This window comes from Sphingobacterium sp. HSC-15S19 (genome assembly GCF_050433745.1).
GTDB classification, from domain to species: Bacteria; Bacteroidota; Bacteroidia; order Sphingobacteriales; family Sphingobacteriaceae; genus Sphingobacterium; species Sphingobacterium siyangense.
This window is the reverse complement of record NZ_JBNPWQ010000024.1, coordinates 77,319-101,242: the sequence shown is the minus strand read 5'-3', so window position 1 is coordinate 101,242 and position 23,924 is coordinate 77,319. Positions and strand designations below refer to the sequence as shown.

General features: G+C 37.0%; 14 protein-coding genes. 8 read left to right on the top strand and 6 right to left on the bottom strand.

Features of this window, described 5'->3' with window-relative positions:
• Positions 1 to 505 precede the first annotated feature (505 nt).
• From L1283_RS19065 to L1283_RS19035, 7 genes are all read left to right on the top strand, one after another.
• A complete protein-coding gene (locus L1283_RS19065) occupies positions 506 to 694 on the top strand; it encodes a hypothetical protein (protein WP_291095828.1) in 189 nt (62 codons plus the stop codon).
• 1,170 nt (positions 695 to 1,864) lie between these two features.
• On the top strand, positions 1,865 to 2,899 hold the full coding sequence (locus L1283_RS19060) for a zinc-binding dehydrogenase (RefSeq protein WP_286734191.1): 1,035 nt from the start codon (positions 1,865 to 1,867) through the stop codon (positions 2,897 to 2,899).
• 41 nt (positions 2,900 to 2,940) lie between these two features.
• Positions 2,941 to 4,101, top strand: coding sequence for an HlyD family secretion protein (locus tag L1283_RS19055; RefSeq protein WP_291095833.1), 1,161 nt, complete (start codon positions 2,941 to 2,943; stop codon positions 4,099 to 4,101).
• A 6-nt stretch (positions 4,102 to 4,107) separates the two neighbouring features.
• Positions 4,108 to 6,258 carry a peptidase domain-containing ABC transporter gene (locus L1283_RS19050; protein ID WP_291095836.1) on the top strand — a complete coding sequence of 717 codons (2,151 nt, stop codon included), beginning with the start codon at positions 4,108 to 4,110 and terminating at the stop codon, positions 6,256 to 6,258.
• A gap of 25 nt (positions 6,259 to 6,283) precedes the next feature.
• A complete protein-coding gene (locus L1283_RS19045; RefSeq protein ID WP_291095838.1) occupies positions 6,284 to 9,382 on the top strand; it encodes a lantibiotic dehydratase in 3,099 nt (1,032 codons plus the stop codon).
• Between the two features lie 71 nt (positions 9,383 to 9,453).
• Complete coding sequence (locus tag L1283_RS19040; protein WP_286734182.1) at positions 9,454 to 10,371, top strand: hypothetical protein; 918 nt, start codon at positions 9,454 to 9,456, stop codon at positions 10,369 to 10,371.
• The gene (locus tag L1283_RS19035) at positions 10,368 to 11,048 is read left to right on the top strand and encodes an ATP-binding cassette domain-containing protein (RefSeq protein ID WP_286734180.1); all 681 of its coding nucleotides are present in this window, start codon (positions 10,368 to 10,370) and stop codon (positions 11,046 to 11,048) included. The genes L1283_RS19040 and L1283_RS19035 overlap by 4 nt, the downstream gene beginning before the upstream one ends.
• A 418-nt stretch (positions 11,049 to 11,466) precedes the next feature.
• On the opposite strand, the gene L1283_RS19030 is transcribed toward L1283_RS19035, so the two are convergent.
• The 5 genes from L1283_RS19030 to L1283_RS19010 form a co-directional block, all read right to left on the bottom strand.
• The gene (locus tag L1283_RS19030) at positions 11,467 to 12,813 is read right to left on the bottom strand and encodes an ankyrin repeat domain-containing protein (RefSeq protein ID WP_286849183.1); all 1,347 of its coding nucleotides are present in this window, start codon (positions 12,811 to 12,813) and stop codon (positions 11,467 to 11,469) included.
• Positions 12,814 to 12,832: 19 nt separating this feature from the next.
• On the bottom strand, positions 12,833 to 14,029 hold the full coding sequence (locus L1283_RS19025; protein ID WP_088163305.1) for an ankyrin repeat domain-containing protein: 1,197 nt from the start codon (positions 14,027 to 14,029) through the stop codon (positions 12,833 to 12,835).
• 328 nt (positions 14,030 to 14,357) lie between these two features.
• A complete protein-coding gene (locus L1283_RS19020; RefSeq protein ID WP_429626381.1) occupies positions 14,358 to 17,141 on the bottom strand; it encodes a sugar-binding domain-containing protein in 2,784 nt (927 codons plus the stop codon).
• A 6-nt stretch (positions 17,142 to 17,147) separates the two neighbouring features.
• A complete protein-coding gene (locus tag L1283_RS19015) occupies positions 17,148 to 20,516 on the bottom strand; it encodes a tetratricopeptide repeat protein (RefSeq protein WP_286849177.1) in 3,369 nt (1,122 codons plus the stop codon).
• A gap of 54 nt (positions 20,517 to 20,570) precedes the next feature.
• Positions 20,571 to 21,947 carry a sugar porter family MFS transporter gene (locus L1283_RS19010; RefSeq protein WP_286849175.1) on the bottom strand — a complete coding sequence of 459 codons (1,377 nt, stop codon included), beginning with the start codon at positions 21,945 to 21,947 and terminating at the stop codon, positions 20,571 to 20,573.
• A 129-nt stretch (positions 21,948 to 22,076) separates the two neighbouring features.
• On the opposite strand from L1283_RS19010, the gene L1283_RS19005 reads away from it, so the two are divergent.
• Positions 22,077 to 22,970, top strand: coding sequence for an AraC family transcriptional regulator (locus L1283_RS19005; RefSeq protein WP_286849174.1), 894 nt, complete (start codon positions 22,077 to 22,079; stop codon positions 22,968 to 22,970).
• Between the two features lie 173 nt (positions 22,971 to 23,143).
• On the opposite strand, the gene L1283_RS19000 is transcribed toward L1283_RS19005, so the two are convergent.
• Positions 23,144 to 23,923, bottom strand: coding sequence for an enoyl-CoA hydratase/isomerase family protein (locus L1283_RS19000; protein ID WP_088163309.1), 780 nt, complete (start codon positions 23,921 to 23,923; stop codon positions 23,144 to 23,146).
• Between the last annotated feature and the right edge of the window lies 1 nt (position 23,924).

The following is a 23,924-nucleotide window of genomic DNA, read 5'->3' as shown; positions in this document are numbered from 1 at the left end:
GCAGATTGAAAAATAGGGGTCAATATCGAAATGATGAAAAAAGCTATGCTTGTACCACAGAAATCCAATCCTAAAATTTATTTAGGACACATATGGTAATGTATATTAAAAAGGTTTAATACATGCATTAATAGATTTATAGTTAACATCAACTCCATAGATATAACTAATTGTATATTAATACACTTGAATTGATATCAATAAGCGTCATTTTTTGTATTTGATTTAAATAATGTTGCTATATAATAAACAATAGTAATAAATACATAAAGATTATTAAACATAAAGGTAATACACAGACAGTATCTTGCAGATAAGTTAAGTATTTACAATCAATAAAAAAGTATTAATCATTTTATACATAAGGGTAGGGTTATATTAGCGTGGATAATTAAAGCATTTTGTTTGGCCGACAAATTAGGAGTTTTCTTGTAAACCTAAATAAATAACAAGTAGGCATTGTCAAAGCCTAATCCAAAGCGACGGAAAATTAAATAAAATTGTAATGAAAAAAATTAACGAATTGTCGTTAGACACTAAGCTACAAGATAGCAAAAATCCTTTGTTTGAAAAACGCACTGTTTCAGAATTGTCCGATAGCGAAATGGCTGCGATTGATGGTGGTACTACCCCAGCATGTTTTAGTATTAGTCTATTAATAACATTGACTCTAATACCTTACCCTGCGTATTAATTTTTGTTTTAAGGTCATCTATTGATGACCTTAAATATTTTTTATATGAATAGTAAAAATATAAAGTGGATAAAATATTGTTTATCAATTCTGTTACTATTATTGACCAGATTAGTAGATATAGTATTCACATATCAATATACTCCCAATTTGAGTAAAGAAGGAAATCCGCTGGTGGTTTATTTTAATTTTGGTTGGGCGGAAATATTAATATGTCAGTTTGTTGGGATAATCTTAATTAGTTGGCTACTATATAGCCATATATTTAATAAAAGCAATATGAACCCGGAGGTTAATGGCCTTTCGTTTAACTCTTTTGCTTTACATCAATATTACGGCGCCGAATATTTATCTATTTCAAAGAAGTGGAATGTATTTTTGGATTATCCAAAAGGATTTCAAAGGAATAAATATATTCTAGGCTGGGTGCTCCCGCAGGCTGCAATTGTCGTCGGACTGCAACTTGTAATAATTCATATCTTTCTGAGGGAAAACCAAACATTTAGAAGTAATTACCGCATTATACTACCATGGATATATGTATTATTAGTCTTATCTGTTTTTTTATGTTTTTATTTATATATGAGAGTAAAATTTACAAATTATAAGCGAGCTAATAGATCCGATGTTCAGATTCTGTAGGGCTCAAAAATGAGCTAAATGATTTTTCATTGGATATGTATTACCTAATCGAATATAAATCAGGCAAATGGTTCCATTCTTTCCTTTAATATTATTAAAACTTGAGATAAACCACAGTTATATTGCAATAGCAAACTGATTAAATACAAACAATAAAGGTATTCTCGGGATAAGTGTCATAAAACTTAGCACAAGATTATAGTTATATGTTAACTCTCGTCTAATTATTCCAAAGAAAGATACCTCTAGTAGGTGGTTTTAGCTTTGTACCCTTAACATCATGTCATATTGATTTTGTAATATGATGTTTTAAAATTGTATTTAGCTTAAATTTCACTTTACTTCTAAAAATACTAATTACTTCAATTTATAATTGATATTGAAGATTATGGAAGTTTTTTACTTCAATGTACGAGTTAAAAAAATGATTATTAAAATTATATAATATTATTAATGAGAAGTCTTGTCGTCTGCTCGAGTAATTTCGAGAATTACTATAGCAAGTGTATTTTTAATGGAAGTTTATCCTTGGACGGTCATATAATCAATTATGCTTTAATTGAAAGTGAAGATCCCCATTTCGATCCGGAACTATATCCAAATCATGTATTGTTAAAAAAAACCGCATTTTCTTGTAATTACAGAGAGATAGCATCGATGCTCAATGCATATTCCAAAATATCAATGCTGAAAAACGAAATAAAATATTATGCTATAGGTTCTGAATTTGTTGCAACCGTTATTGGTGTTGGAAAAAATGTCAAAAATCTAAAATTAATGGATAGAGTGATACCTAACGGAGAGTATCCCTTTACTAATTCGCCAGATATTACACCAGGCCTACCAACGAACCACGCTTCAAGAGAAATTGAAATTTTGCCTGCGGAAAAACTTTTTAAAATACCTGACTTGCTGGAGGATAATGTTGCCTCAGCATTTACGATCGGAGCACAAACTACTTATTCAATGATTGACAAACTAGACATAAAGACAGGGAAAAAAGTCTTAATAACAGGAATAAGTTCTAATACTTCTCTTTTTGCACTGAATGCATTAAAAAATATGAATGTATCAGTTTTCGGGACATCCCGAGATCCGAGACACCGAAAGAAGCTTCTTGACATAGGACTAGATGATTTTTTTGTTTTAACGGAAAGTGTAGACAATATCTTAGAGAATCCCGAAATAAACAAGTTTGTAGCTCATAATGGAGGATTCGATTATATAATCGATCCATTTGCAGATGTCCATCTTTTTAAAATTTTGGAAGTGATGAACATGGGGGCGAAATATATTTCTTGTGGTGTAGCCGAACAGTTTCGAATCAAAAATGAACTGGTGCAAATTAATCTGATCTTCGCGAGAATAATTCAGAACAACCTATCTATTCTTGGGAACTGTTTAGGAACTACTGAGAATCTATCAAGAGCCGTAGAGGATTATATTACAGGCAGGCTACAAGTGGTTATAGATTCTGTTTTTAAAGGAGATATTAAAGGATTTATTGAGAGATCTTTCTTAAGCAAAGAAAGACTTGGAAAAGTTGTCTTTAGATATGATTAAATAATATGTTAATAATCTACAAGTACTGTAAATAATAATAAATGTCTGAACCTTTATGCGAATATGAGCAAATAAAAAATAGGGAAATATTTTACTTAGGAGAGATATCTACATCATCTAAAGTTCTATATATCTTTTTATTGGCTCTGGTTATAATTTCGGTTTCTGCCTTACCGTTTATTAAGGTCACTATAAACTCTTCATCTCCTGCTATAATTCAAACAGCTTTGACAAACGAGGTTGTAATGGCAACTGTTGAAGGAAAGATTACAAAATTGAGTTTTAAAGATAATTTGCGAGTTCATGCCGGAGATACACTATTTTGGATAGACAATAGTGCTCAAAAAAGTAATATAAATGTCCTTCAGAATCAGAAAAAACTATTGCTGGATAACCTTAATGATTTGAAACTATTTAATTCGATTTCTAATTTCGATGGTCGTCCTAATTTTCGAACTCGAAAGTATCAAATAGAATACGATCAAATGCTTCTCCAAAAGAAGGAAATCATGTTTAGGTATAAAAAAATAGCAAAAGATTTTGAAAGAAGTGAGACTTTGTTCAATCGAAAGGTAATTTCAGCGAGTGAATGGGAGGTTGAAAAGCTGAGATATGATGGAGTCAAAAGTGAATTGGAGATGTTAGCTGAAAAGTCTAAATCTCGCTTTAGTTCTGATGAGTACAGTTTAGCACAAGAGTTGAGTAACATAGATAAGCAAATTATTCAATTTCAAGACGCTAACGTACGTAGTGTGGTTATAGCTAATATATCAGGAACAATTTATAGAAGTAGCGGAGTTCAGCAGGGGTCTTTTGTCCGGCTAGGGCAGCAAATCGGAGAGATTAGCCCGACCAGTTCATTGATTGCAGTTTGTTATGTCTCGCCTAAGGATATTGGATTTATTTCCTTAGATCAAAAGGTAAGATTGCAACTGGACGCTTTTAGCTATATCGATTGGGGAACTCTTATCGGAAGAGTAGTCGAAATAAATGACGAAGTTGTAATGATGGAGAATAAGCCTTTCTTCGTTGTAAAATGTAGCCTAGAAACCAGTTTTTTAAAGTTAAGCAACGGTCGAAAAGGTATCATTAAGAAAGGTATGACATCAACAGCCAATTTTGAATTAACTGAACGGAGTCTTTGGCAATTAATTTTTGACAAAATGCACAATTGGTTAAATCCCAACGTAACAACACAATAATTCCTTATGAAAATTAATCTTAAGCAGCACGACGCCTTTGATTGTGGAGCGGTTTGTCTTGCTAGCATTTGTGCGTATTATCATCTTAAGATTCCTATAGCTAAAACAAGGCAATTAGCGAATACAGACAAGAAGGGTACGACATTATTAGGGCTTGTAGAGGCCGCAAGGAAAATTGGATTTGATGCCAAAGGAGTAAAATGTAGTAAGGACGATTTGCTCGAGATGCCATTCCCATGTATTGCTCATATCAATTCAAAAGAAAAATTCCCCCATTATGTAGTTATTTATAAAGCAACGAAAACCTATTTTAAAATAATGGATCCCGAGGTTGGCAAGATCATTAAATACAAGAGGGAGCAGTTTTATAAAGAATGGACCTCTATATTGATAGTGCTAAGTCCAAATAGTGATTTTAAAAGTGGGAGTTTAAATGTTTCCAAAAAGCTTCTTTATTGGAAATTGCTACAGCCAAAAGCGAGTCTCATTTTTCAAATTATTCTGGGGGCATTACTCTACACTATACTAGGCCTAGGTAATTCGATATATATTCAAAAAATTACAGATTTTGTTATACCGAACTTCAACGGGAACCTTTTGAACGTCTTAGGTTTAATAATGCTATTCGTTATTGTAACTCAGGTAACCATTGGATTTATCAGAACACTTTTCACAATTAAGTTGGGCCAAATGCTCGATTTACGACTAATACTTGGATATTATACACATTTACTTGATCTACCTCAGGCTTTTTTCGACAATATGAGAGTAGGTGAAATTGTTAGTAGGATCAATGATGCAGTTAAAATTAGAGTCTTTATAAATGAAGTTTTAGTAACAATACTGGTCAATTTTGGAATTGTCTTTTTTTCCTTCATCATGATGTTTATATATGATTGGAGACTTGCGCTATTGATGGCAGTAATAATTCCTTTTTATATAACAATGTATATATTCAGTGACAAACTAAATAAGAAAAATGTACGTAATTCTATGGAAAACTCAGCGGAGCTTGGTAGTCATTTAGTGGAAAGTGTAAACTCTATGGAAACCATAAGGAGCTTTGGGTTAGAAGTGTATGCAAAAGAAAAAACTGAGGAGAGATTTATCGCGTTTTTAAGAAGTATCTACAAAATTGCAATTACTAATTTATATATAGCTTCTTTTTCAGATTTTATCACTAAATCATTATCAGTCTTGCTATTCTGGGTAGGTACAAATTATATATTTGATAGCGAACTTACGCCAGGAGAACTTTTTTCATTTTTCGCCTTATTATCTTATTTCACAGGCCCCCTTAGCAGCCTAGTTAAAGTAAATCAGCAAATCCATGAAGCGCTCATAGCTTCAGATAGGTTGTTTGAAATAATGAATTTAGATCAGGACGCAGATCAAGAGACAAAATCTATTGATATTAGTCCGGCGATGATAGGAAATATTGTTTTTGAGAAAATTACTTTCCGATATGGTTCAAGAGCTATGGTTTTCCAAGATCTATCAATTACTATACCCAAGGGAAAGTTAACTTCAATTGTAGGTGTTAGCGGTTCTGGCAAGAGCACCTTAATAAATTTATTACAAAGCATGTACCCATTAAGCCAAGGACGGATTTGCATTGGAGACTATGATATTAAATATTTATCAAATGAATCACTTAGGAATGTAATCAGTGTAGTGCCGCAAAATATTGTTTTGTTCGCAGGTAGTATTATTGAAAATATTGCAATTGGTGATAAAGAACCTGATGTTAATAGGGTGATTTCTATATGTAAAAATCTGGGTTTCATGGGCTTTATTGAGAGTTTAGATAATGGGCTATTTACTTATATAGGAGAAAATGGGACTAATCTATCAGGAGGTCAACGGCAGAGAATTGCTATAGCTAGAGCTTTGTATAGGAGCGCTGAAATTTTAATTTTAGATGAAGCTACCTCCTCTCTAGATAGTTTTAGCGACAGCTACGTCCAAAATATCATAAAAGACCTATTGAATATGTCAAAAACGGTAATAATAATAACTCATAAATTAAGTTCCGTTCTCAGTTCGGATAAGATTATTGTCTTAAAAGATGGAAAGGTAGTGGAAGAGGGAACGCACTTCGAATTAATAAAAAATGAGGATTATTATTTCGAGTTATTGCAAAAGAACGGATTATAGACAAAGTAAAAAGAATATATTGTATATGACAAAATTCCCATACGTAATAAAAGACGACATAGTTGTTAGAATTCCAAGATATTCCTTCCGAGATAGTTTGGATATCAAAGACATGGATCGTTTGTTAAATGATGAAGTCTTTTTAGAGGCAATTTATATAGCTTCGCCTGTTCTTTATAATGAAATGATAAAATTAAAATTAGGTATTTTAGCGGAGGATAAAAAGGCGAAGATCTCAATCTCTCTCCAGAAGTATTATTCTAGAATGTTCAGTAGATGTACACCGTTTGGGCTATTTTCTGCATGCGCAGTTGGAAAATGGAGCAATAAAGGAACGTATCTTAACTTTTCAGAAGAAGACTTCTTTCGTCATACACGATTGGACATGAACTACTTAAGTGATTTAACAGCTAAGATTTCCAATTTACCAGCTGTAAGAGCCAGATTATTATTTTATCCCAATTCTAGTATTCAAGCGGTTGGAAGTGAAATTAAATATTGCGAGTATTATCATAAAGACAACAGACGCAAGAACAGAATTTCCGCCATTAAAAATAACCTGTATATAGAAGGTATACTATCAAATGCAAAGAATGGGGCTACTTTGTCTCATTTAGTTTCAACAATTTCGGATGATCGATTTGATAAACAAACAATTTTAGGACTTCTATACCAATTAACATCGTCACAACTTTTGAGAGATGAACTAGAAATAGAGGTCACAGGGAAAGATCATCTGGAAAATATTATCAAGATTCTACATAATAAAAACTTCAAAGATCAGGAAAATCAAATTTTGAATATAATTTCGGAGTTGCAAAAAGTCAAATTAAGTTTGGAGAGTTTGGATGATAATAAAAGAAATAAAGTTGAAGCTTATAAAGACATAATAAATATTTTAAAACGTTTTGACGTTCCAGTTGATGAAACAAGAGTATTTCATGTAGATAGTTATCGTTCTTCGGAAACGATAATGTTAGACTGGAAAATTAAAGAACAGCTTTGTGAAGCTCTCCTTCTTCTTAATTCTATGCATATGAATGCGACATCTGCATCTGATTCTTTAATACAGTTTAAGAAAAAATTTAAAGAGAGATACGACGGGAAATCCGTATTGTTAACTGAGGTGTTAGATTATGAGAATGGAATAGGGTACCCTGTAAACAACCCTTCAATATTTGCTCCCCTAGTATCAGATATTTCCCAAAATTGGCAATCGGAAGACGTAAATATTACTTATAAAAAATCAAATAAATGGATGCTTGAATTGCTAAAAGAAGCCAATTACAATAGCAAATATAGCATCGAACTTAATGAAGCGGACTTTGATGTCTCTCAAATTAATTGGGATGATTTTCCTCCATCTTTTTCCTTACTATTTAAAGTAATTAATAAAGAACAAAATATAATAGTGCTAGATGGAATGGTTGGCCCATCTGCTATCCCGGTTCTAGCTAGATTTGCAAATGGCAACTCCTCGATTTTTAATATAGTAAAAGACATCGCAAAAATGGAAGAGCAACAGAATCCAGGAGTAATTTTCGCAGATTTTGTTCATCAGCCAGACGCTAGAGCCAGTAATGTTATCATGCATCCGAAAATTCGAAACTATGAGATACCTTATCTGGCTAAATCATCGCTAAGAGGTGACCAAAGAATTGAAATGACCGATATCTATATCAAAATCGAAAATGATGAAATTATATTATTTTCTAAAAATCTTGGAAAAAGAATTATCCCTACCAAAAGCCATATGCACAACCACTTTGATAATTCTATTCCACTGTATCATTTTTTTGGAGATTTATATAACCATACCTCTAATAATAAGATTATAAATTTTTCATGGGGAGGGCTTTCGTCGCTTTATTTTTTTCTGCCGCGCATAACTTTTAAAAACGTAATTATATCCCCTGCAACTTGGAATTTTACTTTAGATAATTTCAAACACCTATATAACCTTTCAGAACAGGCACTCTTTGAGAATATTCAAGCATTACGTATGGAGTACAAGTTGCCTGAAAAGGTAGTTTATGCAGAAGGAGACAATGAACTTCTTGTAGATTTTCACAATGTATTATCAATTAGATCATGGTTGCAAACGATAAGGCAAAGAGGTTTTATTCCATTAAGAGAATTCTTGTGGAAAGAGGATTCTTCAGGCTCATATATGAATCAGTGCGTAGCTAGTTTTATAAAGAAAGATACTTCATTTAGAAATGGTAATATTATGCAGTATGGTTATGAATCTGAACAAAATGATATTACTGATGCATTTGGTTTAGGCTCGGAATGGGTGTATTACAAATTCTATTGTAACTCGGAAAGTGGTGATCAAATATTATCGAGTTGTGTAAAAAACATAGTGGATGTTTTGAAGAATCAACAATTGATTGATAAATGGTTTTTCATTAGGTATGCGGATCCCGAGCCTCATCTTCGAATAAGGTTTCACCTAATAAATTATACTGATGTAGGTAAATTGATACAATTAATAAAGTCTTTTCTGGAAAGGCCAAGTATTGCGAAAACAATTTGGAAAGTTCAGTTAGATACATATATCAGAGAAATCGATCGCTATGGAAGTAATTCGATCGAATTATGTGAATCTATTTTTAATCTGGACAGTGATATCACCTTGGCTTTGGTAAATATAATATCTGAAAATGAAACTGAAAAATGGCTAGCCGGAATTAAGGGGATGGATGATTATTTAAATAGTTTCGGCTTAGATCTACATGCTAAGATCGAATTTACTAATAAAAGTAGACAAAGCTTTTTTTACGAGTTTAATGTAAATAAGGTTATGAGGGATAAAATTAATCTTAAATATAGAAATCACAAATCCTTAATTGCAAATATGTTGACTGGGGCATCATCGTCGGGATTACGAATGAATATCAATAGCCTTCTTAAATCAAGATGTTTATTACTTAAACCCTATGTTGAAGAGTTACAACAGGTACGCGAAAATAAAATATCAAATGTAACTGAAGAGAGTATAATAGCAAGCTTGATTCATATGATGCTGAATCGTCTTATTGGTTGTAAGGAACGTACTTATGAAATGGTGCTTTATGACTTCCTTTATAAATACTATGTGTCAGTTCAAGCACAGCAATGATTTTTAATCGTAAGTACTATTTTTAAAACATGGATTCAATCGTTATAAATAAATGTAAAGTAATTTAGAAAATGAAGTTTTATTTTACGTTACAAAGCCGCATAATTCTGCGTTATTTAGCAAATAGTGGGATGAACCCACTTCTAGTAGGTCTTTTAATATTGATAAGTTTTACTGTTATTTCACAGTATATAATCTTAAAAGCCTCATACACACCTTATGTGTACGCTATTATCCCGATGGTGCTAACTTTTTGCTTAAATGGTAGTTCTAGGAATATATTTTTAAAATTTAACTTTTCAAATAGACATTATTATTTAATAAGGGCTCTTGAAAATATCATAGTGGGACTACCATTTATTTTGCTCTTGATTGTAAATGGGAAATTGTTGATTCCTGTTATCATAATGATCGCTAATGGTCTTTTAATCTTTATAAAAGAAGGGAGAAAAGCTACTTATGTGCTTCCAACACCATTCTATAAGCTTCCTTATGAATTTATAGTGGGTTTTAGAAAAACATTTTTGATAATCCTATTATCCTATTTTATCTGCGGTATTAGCATTACTGTTGGAAATTTTAATTTAGGTGTTTTTTCATTAATAATTATTCAGATAATTAGTTTTTCATTCTACTTGGATCCAGAAAGCCACTTTTATGTATGGATTTATTCAATGACATTCTCTCAATTCTTATTAAATAAAGTCAAAATATTGATATTATATTCAACTGTCTTGTCGTTACCTATTGCTATTGCACTTGGTATCGCCTTTAGTGATCAATTTTTAATCTTAATTATTGTGCAAATCATTGGTTATGTATCAATAGTATCAGGGTTATTGAGTAAATACACTTATTTTCCTAATAGAATGCCTTTACCGATATTTGTCTTATTTATTATTGCCTTAATCTTTATTCCACTTGTGCTTGTGTGTATGCCTTATTTCTATGTTAAATCGCGAACTAGCCTTAAAGAAATATTGAAATGATTACCGTAAAGAATTTATCAAAAAAATACGGCTCGAAAATTATTTTGAGTGATATCAATTTGAACTTTAATAGAGGAGAAGTACATGGCATTGTTGGTAACAATGGCGCAGGCAAGTCAACCCTCTTTAAATGCATAGCTGGTATTGAAAGTTATGAAGGAATAGTTAAATCGGAGTTTGAAAAAACGAAGGATCATATAGGCTTTCTAGATACTGACCCTTATTTTTTTCCAAAAATTACCGGAGAAGAATATCTTCGTTTGCTTTGTCATAGCAGGAAAGTGCCAGAGCCAAACTTTGAAGAGAAAAATATATTCGATCTTCCGCTAGGTGAATATGCTGCGAATTATTCGACGGGTATGAAAAAAAAATTAGCGATTTCTGGAGTCATGCTGCAGGATAATGATTATTTTATTTTCGACGAACCTTTTAATGGCCTCGATCTCCAGAGCAATATTATTGTGACCGCCTTAATTCATCATCTCAAAGAATTAAGAAAAATTGTACTAATAAGTTCACATATTTTCTCAACACTACATGATTGCTGCGATCGAATTCATTTCCTAAAAAATGGACAGGTAGTTAAGAGTACGGGTAAAGAAAATTTTAGAGATATTGAAGAAGAGATGAAACATCTCATATTGGGCGATAAGATTGCTAAACTTGGGCTCAAATAAGATAAGCTTTTTATTTTAGAAAAATGTTTGGTTAAGGATGAGCTTCATCATTCCTTAATAAACGAATAATTATAAAGTTAATAGGGGGATATTTTGGCATTCACGTTCGTAGATAAATAGTAAGTATTATATTAGCTTAAATAGTATTCTTGCTTTTCATTACTTGAAAGAATTTTCCTAACTTAGCTATCAAGAACTTGCAGCTAAAATGTATGTCAAACCAGTGAGTTATTCGGTGAGTAGGGAAATGGAAGGTTTGTAAATAACTGATAAATAGATTAATGCAATTAGGGTTCGATTCCCCTACGGGCTACAAAAAGCGACTTCAAAAGAGTCGCTTTTTTAGTTTTTATCTAAGTGCCCAATACCAAATTCAGGAAACAGGCCAACAGATTTTTAAAGGGGCATTCAATAAAATTTAATTCTTTAAAATTTTCGCTTTTTCCGCGTCAAATTCCTCCTGGTTTATAATTCCCGCGTCCAACAGATCTTTTAAATCAAATAGAGCCTTTTTCTTCATTCCCATATCCACGTTTGATAAGGGTTCAGTGAACACTTTTTTCTCTGGAAGGCCGGGCTCACCTTTTAGGGGATCGGTCTGTGCGCCGGCATCAATCAATAATGCCGTTATTTCATTAAATCCTTGCATATTGGAATAATCTATTGCTTTTTGTTCCAATACATTCGTTATATCTGTAACGGATCCATTAGATAAGAGATACCGCAACACATCCTTTTTACCATAGGCAGCAGCATAATGAAGCGCAGTATTGCCGGTAGCATCCTGTTTATCAATTGTTGCACCACTGTCTAAAAGTTGTTTGACCAAAGACAGATAACCCATTTTTGTAGCTGTATGCAGTAATGTTTCTCCTGCATAATGAGGTTCAAAACCAAGAATAAAGATACGCCCCCCTGTCCGTTCGATCAACCTTTCCAAATATTTACCGTCCTTTCCATCAAATGAGTCTACAGGACGTGCATAATCCGCAGAGAGGCCTCTTTCTAAAAATAAAGCGAGAAGCTCTTTTTGATTGCTATTACAAACATACCACACAGGAGAAATTCCCTCGGCAGATTCAGCAAAAATATCGCTCCCTTGCTCCAGTAACTTCTGAGCAAGAATACGGTTTCCGTTTTTTACTGCGAGCAGCAAGGGACCTTCACTTAAGTCATTCAGGATATTGACAGATGCACCATTATCCAACAACATATTGACAATAGGAACGGAGCCCTGTACCACCGCCAAATTTAAGGCCGTATTGCCCTCCTTGTCAGAGATATCTACACGAGCACCATTTTCAATAAGCAGCTGTACCACTGGCGGGTATTTTGCCTGCACAGCCAATAGTAATGGTGATTCAGCACTATTGTTCAATACGTTTACGTCTAATCCCTGTGCAATCAGTTTTTCAGCCATTTCCTGTTGCCCTGTTCGAGCTGTAATATGGAGCAAGCTATTTCCCAAAAAGTCGTTGATCAGAATATTAGCATTATTTTCCAATAAATAGACTGCTGTTTGTTTTTGCTTTTGTAACAGGGCAAAATATAAGGGGGTTTCCCCCCGATGATCCTCGTAGTCCACTATAGCTCCAGCCTCAACCAGCTTTCTCACCAAATCCAAATAACCTCGATGCGCCGCATAATGCAATGCTGTCCGTCCCATTTCATCAGTGTAAGATACATCAACTTGATTTTTCTCCAATAATATTTCCGCTATTTTACGTTTTCCGCTTTCACACGCTATTATAAATGACTGAGACATAACAATTTTTTCTGTTTTTTTATTGTTTTAATAACCATTCGACTGTCTTTACCTTTATATTATCCTCCATAGCATAATCGACAGCTTTTTTATCCATTATATTTTCCAATTGAGGATCGATTCCTTCACCGACAAGATATTTTACTTTTTTATAAAGGTCTCGGGCTCTATTTTCATCGTAATTGAGGTTTACTTGACAAATTTTATGCAATAGTGTATTACCCTCGTTATCCGCATAACTGAGGTCTAGATATCCTTTGTCCATAATTTCCTGTACAACTAGGACTGATTTTTCTGCTAGCCAATCTACGCCTGTTTTTTCTTTCTGATACCAAAGTGATGCAGCTGTCAAATCTGCCCCATGTTCCAAAAGTAAGATCAGCACACTCAGATTAGTCTCGCTATCCGTATGCATCATGCGAAGGAATGCATTGAGTAGGTTTTCTCCTTGTTTATTGACGCTATGAAAATCTGGACTTCCATAATTGAGAAGGGGAACGAGCAGATCTGGATTAAAATGCCTTACTGCTGCATAATAAAATGAACTTTCGCCATGCCAATCCTTTAGCCCTGGATCTGCTCCCGCATTGAGTAATTTAATCACAACATCAGTTTTCAATGTATCAACAGCCATGTGCAGGGCTGTTTTTTGTTCAACATTGCCGATATTCGGGTCTAAACCTTCAACTAACAGCCAGTCTACGAGCTCGCTAATACGTTCATTGGACTGCATACGTAGGCTACAAACTTTAAAAAGCAACGTTTGTCCATACTGATCCATCCGCTGCAGGTCGGCACCTGCCTCAAAAATAAGCTTTAAGAAAGGAATAACCACATTTTCCTGTAATGCATATTCCAATAAAGTAATGCCACCTACTTCTTCGTTGATATCATCTATCTGTGCTAAATAGCCTTTCATCCAAATTAAATGGGCTTCAAGCTGCACTTCGGATGCAATCTGAGGTTTGAATAGCGTATTAATCACGGATGTGCTAAAACGATCATAATCGTATAGATCAGTTGAGATTAGTCCTTTTTTTACAAAATGATCCAAGACTCCATAATGCTGGGCTCTAATCAATTGGCTCACTAAACTATTCAATTCGTAATCGTGAAAGTCAACTCTATTATTTGCTTCTGCAACAATCCGTTCCATCTCCGCGATTTCACCTTTACGTGAAAATTCAGCAAGCGTCCTTAATTCATTATTTGTCATTTTTTACTTCTGTTAGTCTAAAGAAAAGAAATCCGCATGATTAAATTGAAAACGATTTAACTAGAAAAATAGTATAACAGGCACTTGATAGTAACAACAGAATCACCATAAGCCTTTAAACTGCAGGAATATAAAAAAGTTACTCCGGAAAATGGAGTGGCCTTCAACTATATCAGATTGAAAGTTAGTCTATAATTGATTTATGCCAAAGGTCTGTAACAGGATGTATCCTGTCACAGACCTTTGGCATATAATTCTGCAATAGCGGATGAAGTTGAACGATTAGCCTTAGGCTGATGCGTTAAATTTTTCCAAAGCGATCTTCTAACTAATAGATCTCTTTGGGTTCGGATTTTTCTTGCGCTTCTTTGTAGCGCAACACCTGCGATAGAATCGCTGGATTTTCGATCACTTTAGGCCTAAACTTTGTACTGTTCATATACGTTAAGATGGAGCTCAACAGCTGTCTTGCAACGGGCCTGTTGGCTAGATCCGCCTCCAGATCAAACGAAGCGATCATCAGCTTGCCTGATCCTACCGTCCCTTCAAAAAGAGATGCTAATCTTCTATTATTGGCAAAGTTATCAATGAGCTCTACAACTGCATGTCCACCTTTGACCTGATCCGTAATCATCGTAGTCGATTTAATTTGGAGATCCCACCATTGCCAATCTGTATGATTATCTGTTGGGAAATCGGCAAATACAGGATGTTTAGGGTCACAAAGCAAGCCCATTGTACCGGCCTGTTTTGGAAAATGTACCGGGCTCCAAAAAACAGGAACGAACTTCCCTTCAATACCGTTTATTTTCTTCCAATCGGGATTTAAAAGTACTTTTTTCCCTTCTTTCAGCAAGTGCATTGCTTCCTCCAATTCGCGCGTATAGCTAACTTCCCCAAAATCAACGGCCACCTTTTGAGGATACACCCAAATATTCCAATGATTTTCGTATGAAGTACCCTCAAGTTTAAGTTGAATCGTCAATTTCTTCGCCTGTCCAATTGTTTGTAATGGTACTTCTAAATGCCCCACATTGCCTTGATGTCCCTTTCCAATGGTTGACTGAAAATGTCCCTGTGCGACTATTTGTCCCGCATCTTTCAGGAACCAACTAATCCCCTGATTCTTCAAAATCTCCTGTCCATAATTACTCACATCTATAGAAGCTTTGAACGTTTCATCGTTGGTATATACAGCTTTCGCAAACTGGAGCAAAGGCACTACTGGAGCGCTAAATTGTCGAAATTCTGCCGCTGAGAGAATATGTTTGCTGTCCCAAAAAGCATCTAATAAGCCCACCAATGCCGTTCCCTGACCAGGGAAATCGTGAAGATCAAGGAGCTGATAACCACTGATACCCGGTGTCTTCAACGCTCTTTCCATCTCCTCTTTGTACAGCATAGCTGCCAATTTTCCTGAGGACATCGTATATGCGCTGGCCTTATGTAATAATCCTTTTTGTTTTAGATCTTCTGCTACAGAAATGAAGTTTAACGGTTTTAAAACACCTTTATATTTTTTGATTTCGGCGAGATTGGGATAGACAGCATATTGTCCAATTTCGTGCGTTACGACCGGAATCGAAATTCCTTCCAAAGAATTGCTGTAGTTTTTATTGAATGTAGGTGCTTCGCTATTAAATACACCTTGTCCCCGCACCCAGCCCTTGGCTGTCCACTGGGTAATCAGATAATCATCATAGGGTTCTTCCTTCACACCATGCCCTTGCTGGAATGTAAAAGAAGTTGCCGTATAAAGATGCCGTTTGTCTTTTTCCTTTACGTATTTTACCAGATCATTCAGCGCATTGAAATCACCACTCAACTCATTACCCATACTCCAAAAACAAAAGGACGGATGATTTCCATAAGTCTGCATTATTCGATCGGCCTCTTCATAGAGAAAATTCATCACTCCCTCATCTTTACCAAGATTATTCTCCCAGATTGGCAACTCAATTTGAAGATAGAATCCCAATTCGTCAGCAACAGCAAAGGCCGCCTCAGGAGGACACCATGAATGAAACCTCAGATGATTTAGCCCCCATTCGCGCGCTGTCACAAAGACTTTTCTCCAACCGGCCTTATCCATCGGCGGATGTCCCGTTAACGGAAAGATACTGCATTCTAATGTTCCCCTCAAAAATAAAGGCTCACCATTGACTTTTAGCATGGTCCCATCTGTAGAAAGCTCACGCATACCTATTGAGGTACTCAATGTTGATACGGCATCTATGGTTTTCAATTCCAGACTGATGTCGTACAAATGCGGTGAAAATTCGCTCCAAAGTTTCAGTTTGTCACCAAGAAGGTAGTTTAGATTGATCGCTGAATCCCCTGGCGACAGCTGAATGATTCTTTCAACTGGAGTTAGGGGCCCCATTTTGTCTTTTACCTTTATTTTCAGTTTACCGACAACGGCCTTTGCAAGTTTATTACGGAGATTGACCTGCAGATTGATTTCCTTTTTCGCTAGATTAGGACTCGCATACACAGACTTCAGACGTACCGCATCGTAGGCCTGAATAGCAATCTTTCCAAGCATGCCATTCCAAATAATTTGGGTGTGATCGGTATAAGCATGCGCCATATCATCAACGCTAATTGGAAGCTTCTTCCTGTTATCTATGCGGATTGTCAACCGATGCTTCTTTCCTGTTTTCAGTAGGGAACTTAAGTCAAACTCATGCGGACTGACAAGGCTACGTTGCTTTTGTACTACTGCTATCCCGTCGATCCAAACCATAGACTCCCAAAGAACACGCTCGAGGGTTAAGATCATCTCCTTACCTGCCCAACCTGCCGGGATTGAAAGTTCCCGTGTATACCATGCTGCCCCCACATAACGATGTGCTCGCGTTAGATGCGAAAGCTGAGGTTTGGCAAGAGCAGGTGTCAACGTATTTACGGTTCCTAAACCCGCATCGTCTGTTGTTCCCGGTAATTTAATCGACGTCTCAAAAGATTTATTTGTCCAGCCCTGCTTGATACCCGCATCGTCCGGATCAAGCCGAACTTTCCACTCTCCTGCAAGATCAAGGCGATTTAGTCCATCTGCCCAGACCGTATAACTTTGAAATAGAACGACGAATACAATGATATAGCGATACATACTGAATTAACTCTTTAAAGAAGTTTCACCTAAGAAAGAACACATAATAGCCTGGCTCCCTTGGTGATTGGGATCCAACTGCTGGACTTGTGCTAAATAATGCATTGCCAAAGCACGATCTCCATTCCCCAAATACCCCAATCCCATGACATACAAACAATGTATTTTATTCTTATGATCCAGATCTTCCTCCCAAATATCCATATCAGGCAAGGAAACTGCAAAATAATCTATTTTAAAGGGCTTGTCAATAAATAACTTTCCATGATCTATTAAACATTGAAAACGTTGTTCAGCTCGCACTGGATCACCAAGCTCATGCCAAGCTAAACCTTGATAAAATATCTTATCTGGTTGTGGATCATTATAGAAAAGGGCCTGCTGGGGTTCATCAACACCTTCTGTTGCTTTATGGAAATAAACTTTAGCTTCTTCGTCCATACCCAATAAACGATAGACGAGTCCTTTATAATAGTGAACATCGTTTTCTTCCATTGTAATCAGCTTACCTTCACCAAGGTTATGTGGATAACAATCAAGCGCCTTTAGCAAGGAAAGCGCCTGTTGCAGTTCATTTTGCAGTATCGATTTTTTGGCCAATTCGAGCTGACATATCGTGTATTGACGAGAGACCTTACCTTCCCCTCCTTCCCAGGGCTTAAACTGCCGGGAAGCAAGCAACGTTTTCGCGCTCTCATATTCACCCAAGAGATTAAATAGGGTGATCCGCTCCAAGAATAGATCATCTCTAAGCGTCACCAAATCCGGATATCGATCGAGCAGGGCCAACCTTTCTTTGTAAGAGCGTCCCTCCTTCTTGTAGAGCTGATGAAGCTCCATGAGTAAACGTGCATCAGTTTCATCCAATGAAAATGCGCTCTCCAATAGGGGCAAGGCTTCTTTCTTCTTGTTTATCCGATTATAATAAGCTAAGGCCAAATTACGATAAACGGTAGGAAACTGTCCATCCAATTGGATAGCATGCTCCCAACAGTCAACAGCATCCTGATGCTGTCTTTTACCATACCACAGATTGCCCAAATAATACGAGGCCTTTGCGTCAGCACTATTTAAAACTAGGGCATGTCGGAGAATTGCAATCTCTTCAAAACGATTTGGAAAACAATAAGCCGGATCCATAACGGCGGCTTGATCACAATACGTTTTTGCCTTGTCATGCAAGCCCAGATGAGTCGCAAAATACCCTAGTGTATAATATACCATAGGGTAAACTAAGGTTACGTCTTCAATAGTTTTTTCAAGGAGTAAAGATGCTTCTTCATACAGACCGGCATGAGCAAAATCCAATGCATATTCTATCGCACTATGAATATTAACGCGCGCTAAATCGAGAATAGGAGAAAATATCGATTCTTCTTGTGTTAACAGGTACCATTCGAATCGACAGCCCATATTAAACGGATCCAATTCCATTGATTCTTGAATCCATGCTAAAGCAGCATCTTTTGCCCCGATTTTTCTTAAAATAGAGGCCTTCAGCTGTCTTCCTTTATGGTGATACCAGTTTCTGCTCAATGACTGATCTATTTTTTCCAAAGCAGCTTTCCAATCACCTCTCTTGGCATCTATTTGTGCCAAGCCAAAATAGCCAGAATCCTTCCACGCGGCATTCCATGTTGCTTTGTAGAAAGCTGCATATGCCCCATTCAGATCCCCAGATAGTTGCAGAGCTACACCAAGGTTGTAGTAAGGTTCTCCATCATAAGGATTGGGATTACGTTCCGTAGCGCGAGCGATCGCGGTCTCAAAATAAGTAATGGACTCCTCTATCTTACCGTTCCGCAACAAGAAAGCGCCCATTGCATTATTACATCTGATGTCGTTCGGTTCACGTCGCAGAGCCTCCTTATAATAATCCAATGGATTATAAGTTGCATGTCGGTACTGCTCCAGATGCTGTCCTGTCAAAAACAATTCTTCGATAGAACAAATGTCTTCGGGCAGCAATGCTGCCTGTGCTGGTTTGGGTATATCTTCAGCATCCTTCGGCTGTTCTTGCTGGTAGACCAATATTTCATGGTTATTTTTATCATACACAGTCAATATGAGTTCGGTTGGTACACTGTCCAATCCAGCAACACTTTGGGTATAAATATTCCGAGGAGAACAAGTCACTTGTTCGTCCAAATAGATTTTACCGGCCGTATTACGTAACAAAACACGTATACTTTCATACCTCCCTGTTGTATACAAGACAATGTGAGCAGTCTGCTCCCTAACCTCCATATTGAGCACCGCATCTTTTGTTGCATTTTTCACCTGTCCGACTTCTGCGTATGGCATAAAATACTGAGACCAGGATTTCACTTCGTAAGGTTGTAACCAAGCAAAATCAGGCTGATTATCTGTATATACACCAGCCATCAATTCAATGTATGGTCCATTTTCATCTGTCAGGTTTCTATCCCAAGCGACACCAAAGTCACCATTTCCCCAGGTCCACTGTTTTTTCCCCGGTGAAATGTGATGGTCAGCCACATGTAACATCCCCGCATTGGTAGCACCAGCCTCATAGCCGCCAACGAAGTTGTATTTCGATTGAATGGCCATATAGGATGTCGGAACAGGAATATTTTTGTATTGTGCAATATCAACACCTCCCGAGTAATCGTACTTGTAATAGGTTCCCGTAGCAATCGGGAAAGAAGAGACCTCTCGCTTTCCATGATCAAAAACGGCATTGACATCGGGAGGGAACACGGAATAATAGTCGTCATTCACAACAACAGCCGGATTGGCCCACCACAGAAAAGTTTGTGGCAATGCTGTCCGGTTATACACCTGAACCTTGATTTCCAGATACGCTTTGTCGGGATGCAAAGTAAATCCCTGCATGGCCTTCATCCGAAACATACGCTCGATTTCGTTGCACCAAACCGTAATACTTCCATCGCTGTTGTGTTCGATTAAATGCTCTGTTGGCATAAAAGTAGTAGGTCTATGATGCTGGGGCCAATTAAATTCAATCCCTCCTGAAATCCAAGGACCAGTGAGCCCAACCAAAGCGGGCTTGATAACTTCATTATAGTAAACGAAATGTCGTTCTCTAACTTTATCATAAGCCATATGAACCCGTCCACCTAAAGCTGGAAGAATCATCACCTTGATATATTCATTTTCAAGAAATAGCGCTTGATAGATCTTGTTTCGCTTTTGATCGCTAATTTTCTCTATGATCGGATAGGGATATACTACCCCCGAGCTACCTTGGTATACGCGCTTTTCGGCAAATATGGGATTCTTCTCCATCGTCCCAATCTCGTATGTTGGAATCGCAACCTGCTCCTCCCATGCTTTTACGATCCCTTTCTGGTCAACTGTTGATTTTATAAGGTAACGGGTCAATTCTGTCATTTTCTTAATACGCTAATAGGTTGATATAGGTCGAGTTGATTATCCTGGTGCCAATTATCCTTCCAATTCTTGTTGAATTTCTTCTAAGCTTTTTCCTTTGGTCTCTTTCAGTCGGCTCCATAGAAACAGATAACCGATAAAACAGACTCCACCATACAGCCAGAATGTACCAGCTGCGCCCAGATTTTGATTCAGTAAAGGAAAAGTATAAGTGAGCACAAAACATGCAATCCATAGTAATGATGTCGCGATCGCCATCGCCTGCGCCCTTGCAGCGGTAGGAAATATTTCGGCAATGATTACCCAAGTAACAGGTGCCAAAGTCATCGCATACACCGCAATTCCGGCTAACACAAGAAGAAGCACGAAAATGCCGCTGCAATTGAAATAATAACAAGCCCCTAGCGCAATATAAATCACAAAAAGCCCTGCTGATCCGAAGAGCATCAATGCACGGCGACCAATTCGATCGACCAGATACATGCCGATGAATGTAAAAATTACATTGATCACTCCAGTGATAATAATATTGAAAAGCATCCCCGAAACGGTATATCCAGCAGCCGTAAAAATTTCTTGGGCATAATTAAAAATAACATTAATCCCACACCATTGCTGAAAGACCGCAATAAAACTCCCGAGCAACAACAACCGCAGCAACTTGCCCTGGAATAAATTTCTTTTTCGGGCTTTACCCTGACTTAGTTCAGCCGCCTCGGCAATAGATCGTATATTTTCTGCTGCATATTCATCTCCACCCATGCGTAAAAACACACGCTTTGCCTGTTCATGCCTCCCTTTCGTATACAACCAACGGGGGCTTTCGGGAATCAGGAAAAGCAGCACTAAAAAAACGACCGCTGGGATCGCTCCTGCCCAAAACATCCATCTCCACCCCTCTTGCCCATTCCAGGTTTCTAGAATAGATTCTCCAGCTAAAATGGGCTTTGCAATGAGCCAATTGACCACTTGCGCTGCAAGTATGCCCAGTACAATGGTTAATTGATTGACCGATACAAATTTTCCCCGACTTTCCGCAGGGGCGATTTCCGCGATATACATCGGAGCCAAATTGGAGGCTACACCAATACCTATCCCGCCCAAAATCCGATAAATAATAAAGGTATCAAGTTCGGACGCCATGCCGGTTCCCAATGCAGAAATTATAAATAAAATTGCGGCTGTATAAATCAGTGGTTTTCGACCATAGCGATCTGCCAGTCCCCCCGAGAGCAATACACCAACAAAGCTTCCCACAATCGCCGAAGACATGGCCCATCCCTGCAATGCAGGATCGGATTCCAAATGAAAATAAGCTTCGTAAAATGGTTTCGCACCTCCAATAACTACCCAATCATATCCAAATAGAAATCCACCAATAGCAGCCACAAAAGTGATCAATAGCAGATAGGTTGTTGCAGTCTTTTGCATAAGAGTTTACATATTTAGATTTACTTAGGTAAAAGTAATGGATTACTTGGGGAGAATCATGTAAGTGAACACGATAAACATGTAAAATATTACTATTTTTATAAGAATAACCAAAAACAAGCTCGATTTATGAAACAAAACCAAGATGTCATCGCTGAAGGATTCAAAGGAGAAAAGGCAATTGTCCTTCCCTATGCCGTATGCAACTACCAGACAGACAATAACATCACAACAAAATTACACATCACACATATCGGCTATTATCCCAATGCAAAAAAACATTATCGCGATCGTCAGGAAGGATGCAAGGAATATATTCTGATTTATTGCGAAAAAGGAAGTGGTTGGATAAAACAGGATGATACAACGCACAACCTCAATAGAAATGATATATATATCATACCGAGAGATAGTGCACATTGCTATGGCGCAAAATCAAGTGATCCCTGGAGTATCTATTGGATTCATTTCGCCGGGACAGATGCGGCTCTTTTTAAACATATCATGGGCCAAGTCATCCACATAACTGATTCCGACCCAAACAAACATGCCAACCGTATTCAGCTTTTTGAGAGCATCTACAAGAATCTCGAAATGGGATACAGCCCAGAAAATTTGGAGTATACAAGTTTTTGCTTTCAATATTTTTTAGCCTCTATTCAATATCAGGCGCAGTTTAGAGAAAGCAACCGAATTCAAGTAGATAATATCATACAGGACATCATTATATTTATGAAAGACAATCTGGAGAACAATATCAATTTGGAAGAGATTGCCGCACATTTCAACTATTCTAAATCACATCTTATTAACTTGTTCAAGCAGAAAACGTCTTACCCCCCCATGGTGTATTACAATCAACTACGGATGCAAAGAGCTTGCTCTTACTTGCAATTTACGCTACTCAAGATTAAAGAAATCGCATTTAAGCTCCAATTTTATGATCCCTTTCATTTTTCAAAGGCCTTTACACGAGAAATGAAAATGTCCCCCCAAGAATATCGCAAAAAATATCAAAAATAATGTCGGTTAAACCCTTCAGATTCATAAGCCATCTAGATCAGTTACCTCTAAACAATTGGTTATAAACGATTGGCTCTCCATTCGAACATCTTTTCTTGGTGTTATCTCATCTCTTCATCGACATTCAAACCTGCCAATACACAACGTATAGCGTTTAGCGAAGTATTGCGGCCTTATTCAAAATTGGGTGGCCTTTTCCCTAAAAACGCCGACACACCTTCTTTGAAATCTTCTGTTCCGAACAAATGACCGAAGGCGTCCATTTCCACCTTATTCCCATTCTGTTGTCTGTCTTCAGCTGCGTTAATGGCCGCAATGGCATTTGTTATGGCAACACGAGAGCGCGTAAATATCTTTTGGAGTATTTCCTCTGCCCGGGCAATTAGTTTATCCTGTGCGATCACCTCATTGACCAGTCCTAGTTCATAAGCCTGCTGCGCATCAATCATATCGCCCGTTAAAATCATTTGCATAGCCTGTCCTTTTCCGATCAATTTGGGCAAACGCTGCGTACCTCCGTAACCCGGAATCAGGCCCAAAGAAACCTCCGGAAGTCCCATTCTGGCATTTTCAGAAGCGATACGAATATGGCAAGCTAAAGCCATCTCGAGTCCTCCGCCTAAAGCATATCCATTTATAGCAGCAATAACTGGCTTCGGGGAAGCTTCGATAAGATCCGTAAAAATAATATGTCCTCTTTCACTAAGCCATCGTGCCTGAATCACAGACAAATCCATAAATTCCTTGATATCCGCGCCCGCGGCAAATGCTTTATGTCCGGCGCCAGTCAGGATAATACCCCTTACATGATCATCGGAATTGAAATGTTTGAAGATATCTTGCAATTCATCAAGCGTTTCCTGATTTAAGGCATTCAGTTGCGGCTCGCGATTAATGATGACATAGCCAATACTATCTTTAATGGCATACTTTAAATTTGAATATTGAACCATA

Excerpts from the sequence above, each read along its gene's own strand:
- L1283_RS19050 (WP_291095836.1), top strand. The coding sequence starts at position 4,108 with ATGAAAATTAATCTTAAGCAGCACGACGCCTTTGATTGTGGAGCGGTT.
- L1283_RS19040 (WP_286734182.1), top strand. The coding sequence starts at position 9,454 with ATGAAGTTTTATTTTACGTTACAAAGCCGCATAATTCTGCGTTATTTA.
- L1283_RS19030 (WP_286849183.1), bottom strand. The coding sequence starts at position 12,813 with ATGTCTCAGTCATTTATAATAGCGTGTGAAAGCGGAAAACGTAAAATA.
- L1283_RS19000 (WP_088163309.1), bottom strand. The coding sequence starts at position 23,923 with ATGGTTCAATATTCAAATTTAAAGTATGCCATTAAAGATAGTATTGGC.
- L1283_RS19010 (WP_286849175.1), bottom strand. The coding sequence starts at position 21,947 with ATGCAAAAGACTGCAACAACCTATCTGCTATTGATCACTTTTGTGGCT.
- L1283_RS19045 (WP_291095838.1), top strand. The coding sequence starts at position 6,284 with ATGACAAAATTCCCATACGTAATAAAAGACGACATAGTTGTTAGAATT.
- L1283_RS19065 (WP_291095828.1), top strand. The coding sequence starts at position 506 with ATGAAAAAAATTAACGAATTGTCGTTAGACACTAAGCTACAAGATAGC.
- L1283_RS19035 (WP_286734180.1), top strand. The coding sequence starts at position 10,368 with ATGATTACCGTAAAGAATTTATCAAAAAAATACGGCTCGAAAATTATT.
- L1283_RS19015 (WP_286849177.1), bottom strand. The coding sequence starts at position 20,516 with ATGACAGAATTGACCCGTTACCTTATAAAATCAACAGTTGACCAGAAA.
- L1283_RS19005 (WP_286849174.1), top strand. The coding sequence starts at position 22,077 with ATGAAACAAAACCAAGATGTCATCGCTGAAGGATTCAAAGGAGAAAAG.
- L1283_RS19020 (WP_429626381.1), bottom strand. The coding sequence starts at position 17,141 with ATGTATCGCTATATCATTGTATTCGTCGTTCTATTTCAAAGTTATACG.
- L1283_RS19025 (WP_088163305.1), bottom strand. The coding sequence starts at position 14,029 with ATGACAAATAATGAATTAAGGACGCTTGCTGAATTTTCACGTAAAGGT.
- L1283_RS19055 (WP_291095833.1), top strand. The coding sequence starts at position 2,941 with ATGTCTGAACCTTTATGCGAATATGAGCAAATAAAAAATAGGGAAATA.